The sequence below is a fragment of the Novipirellula sp. genome, from assembly GCF_041583735.1.
Lineage (GTDB): Bacteria > Planctomycetota > Planctomycetia > Pirellulales > Pirellulaceae > Novipirellula.
The window spans coordinates 1-3,200 of record NZ_JBFHFD010000830.1; the positions used below are offsets into that span (position 1 = coordinate 1).

Sequence of the window (3,200 nt, forward strand, 5' to 3'; positions counted from 1 at the left end):
ATGACTACGCCGGCAAAATCCGAGCATCACACGATTGTGGGAACGTGCAAGTGCATGGCATGTTGAATGCGGCGGAAATGGCAGCGACTCTTGCGGGCTGCGATGTCGCGGTTTCCGCCTGCGGACAAACGCTACTTGAGCTTGCCTTTCTCGGAGTTCCGTTCGTTGGCATCCGCGTCGGCGACGACCAGATCCCCAACCAAGATCATTATCTGCAAACCGGACTGCTGGGGCCCAAGATCGATTGTCAACAAGACGATTGGCGGGAACAGGTCCTGCAAGAACTCGACGCCCTTTCGAGTCAATCATTACGCCACCGCCGCTCGGAATTAGGCCGATCGATCATTGACGGCCGCGGCCCAGAACGACTCAGCCAACTCATTCGGAGCCTTTAAGTTGAGTTCCCATTCCCCGCAAAAAGTACTGGTCGTCGCCGCCCATCCCGATGACGAGGCGCTCGGATGCGGCGGAGCGATGGCACGTCACGCAGCCAATGGTGACGAAGTCGGAGTCGTGTTCATGACCGACGGCGTCAGCTCGCGGTTGTCGGCCGGGGAACCCGAAGCAGCGATGCGGAACACCGCGATGCAATCCGCGATGTCGATCCTAGGCGTATCGCGATTCCAAGCGATGAGTTTTCCGGACAACGCGATGGACAGTGTCCCGCTACTCGAGATCACTCAAACGATCGAAAAATTCTGTGGTGACTGGGGCGTCCCCGACACGGTTTACACGCACCACGGCTCGGACCTGAATCTGGATCATCGGCTGACGCACCAAGCCGTCATGACCTGTTTCCGTCCACAGCCTGCGGCGTCAGGGAAACCTGCAAAAATCCTCTCCTTCGAAGTGCTTTCAAGCACCGGATGGGAAGGAAGCACCCCCCAGTCATTCCGCCCCAACTACTTCGTTGACATCCGTTCGACGCTTGCCAAAAAATTGGAAGCCCTCGCCGCCTATGACGAAGAGATGCGTCCGTTTCCTCACGCCCGCAGCCTCGAAGCCGCCGAACACCTAGCCCGCTACCGCGGTTCGAGCGTCGGAATCCCCGCCGCCGAAGCCTTCGAAGTCCAGCGGATCCTCGCGTGAGCTAGAGAGCTGGGAAGACAAGGAGAGGGGGAGACACGGAGTGAGGAGTGAGGAGAATTCACCCTCCCTCCGGGAGGGGCGGCCGCAGGAAGCGGCCGGGGAGGGCTAGAAACCTGAAACTGGCACGTTCCACTTCCCAACACCCTGCCGGCCCCGCATGTCACCTCGCCCAGCTTTGCTGGGAGAGGTCGAACGGGCCCTTTAGGCCTTGTTCGGGTGAGGGCCACCCGAGCAACTTCCCCGCTGGCCACAGCCGGGGCATCGCCCTTGCACGCCACCGCACATTGGTCTATCCAAAAATTCCAAAGTCCACGAAAGTCTTAACGACTTCCGCTACGCGCCGATGACAGGCTCGAAGCCTATCCCACTTTGAAACCCACGACTCACCTTAACTGATCAGCGTATGTACACCTCATTTGCTCAGTCACGCTCGGCCGTCGCCAAACAAGAACCTCTCAATGTGGTGCTGTTTGAAACGCAAGAGGCATCACCGCATCTCGAGACCACGCTGGAAATCGCTCAAAAACACCTCGACATGGGTGACAAAGTCACGATCTGCTTTTGGTACGGCGAACTGCCCTACCACGAACCGTGGGGACCAACCGATCCATCGGTTCGCCCCAGAACCGCGTTTCATCGAGGCCTGCAGCGACTCGGTAGTGACGTCCGCGTGATCGAGCATCTTGGATTGTCCGATTCGCTGAAAAACGAATTGACGAACGAGGCTGCTGAATTGCCGCTGACAACGATTGAGAACCTGAAGTCCTCGCAGTGGCGGGGGATGGATCTGGGCATGGGCGTCGTTTCGTCGTTGGTGTCCCGATTCAAATCACCCGACCTTGATGTGCACAAGCACTGTGAGATCGTTCGCGACGCGATCCTCGCATTCATGCTGGCATACGAAGCGGCCGACCAAGTCCTGAAGTCGGACCACTACGACCTCGCCTATTTCTTTAACGGTCGGTTCTGCAGCACCCGCGGCATCATGCGTGCCACACAAGCGAACGAGACAGAGTTTCGAATCCAAGAGCGTGGGTGCGACCCGGCGCATTATTGCTTACTGACCGACGTGCCGCACAATCGCGTGCGGTTGCAACAGAACATCTTGAAGTTTTGGGACCAGCACTCCGAAGAATATCGAGACGAACAAGCCAGAGCTTTTTTCGAAGGCCGGCGTCAAGGAGGATCACACGGATGGCCCTCCTTCACCAGTCATCAAGATCAAGGAGTGCCAGCAGAGTTCCGCAAAGCGAAACATTTGCTGAGTTACTTCTGCGGATCGGACGACGAAAACGTGGCGATCGGTGACGCGTTTGCACAACAAGGATTTGAAACGCAAGCCAAAGCGGTGCTGACGCTGTTGGACGCGATGAAGTCGCAACCGGACTGTCATCTCGCGATCCGCGTCCACCCCCACTTAAGAAGCAAATCGGCCGAGTCGAGAGCGTTTTGGGACAACTTACCGCGAGGTGAAAACGTCACGGTGATCGCAGCCGATTCGCCGATCAATTCGTACGACTTGATTGACGCCAGCGATTTGGTGATCACCTACGGTTCGACCGTCGGCGTGGAAGCCGCTTATTATGGCAAACCAGTGCTGTTATTGGGATCATCGTTCTACGACCAGCTCGATGTGGCGCATCAAGCCTACACTCCCGAGCGAATCCAAAACTTCTTAGCCGACGCGGCACAATGGACCCCGCAGTCGCAAGACGCATCGCTGAAATACGGTTTTTACGCAAACAAGCACGGCGTGCCGTTTGATTATTACGAACCGAGCGATTTCTTTTACGGCAAATTCCGCGGACAGAACCTGTTCGCCGAACCAGGGCTGGCCGCTCACCACCAAGCCCACGGGCTCGCGGGACGCTTCACGCGGCGAACCCGCAAGGTCTTCCGATCGTTGCTCCCCAAACCCCTACGTTCATGACGCGTCAGCGGCCAGATCGCAACCCCGTAGGATAGACTTCCAGCCTTTTTATACCCCAAAACTTTTTCTTGCCCTTTCTCGTGCGTGTGCGAATGATTCTGCGAATTAGATTTTCATCGCACGGAGGTTGCACGGATGGTTATCGATTGGGTACGGCAGGAATTTGAATCGTTGGACCTGG

3 protein-coding genes are annotated in these 3,200 nt (G+C 57.1%); all 3 read left to right on the top strand.

What is annotated here, in order from left to right:
- Nucleotides 1-395: hypothetical protein (locus tag ABX962_RS33375; protein WP_372725999.1), on the top strand; the 395-nt coding region annotated here is incomplete at its 5' end.
- A 1-nt stretch (nucleotide 396) separates the two neighbouring features.
- Nucleotides 397-1,089 carry a PIG-L deacetylase family protein gene (locus ABX962_RS33380; RefSeq protein ID WP_372726000.1) on the top strand — a complete coding sequence of 231 codons (693 nt, stop codon included), beginning with the start codon at nucleotides 397-399 and terminating at the stop codon, nucleotides 1,087-1,089.
- 403 nt (nucleotides 1,090-1,492) lie between these two features.
- Complete coding sequence (locus ABX962_RS33385; protein ID WP_372726001.1) at nucleotides 1,493-3,019, top strand: hypothetical protein; 1,527 nt, start codon at nucleotides 1,493-1,495, stop codon at nucleotides 3,017-3,019.
- Nucleotides 3,020-3,200 lie beyond the last annotated feature (181 nt).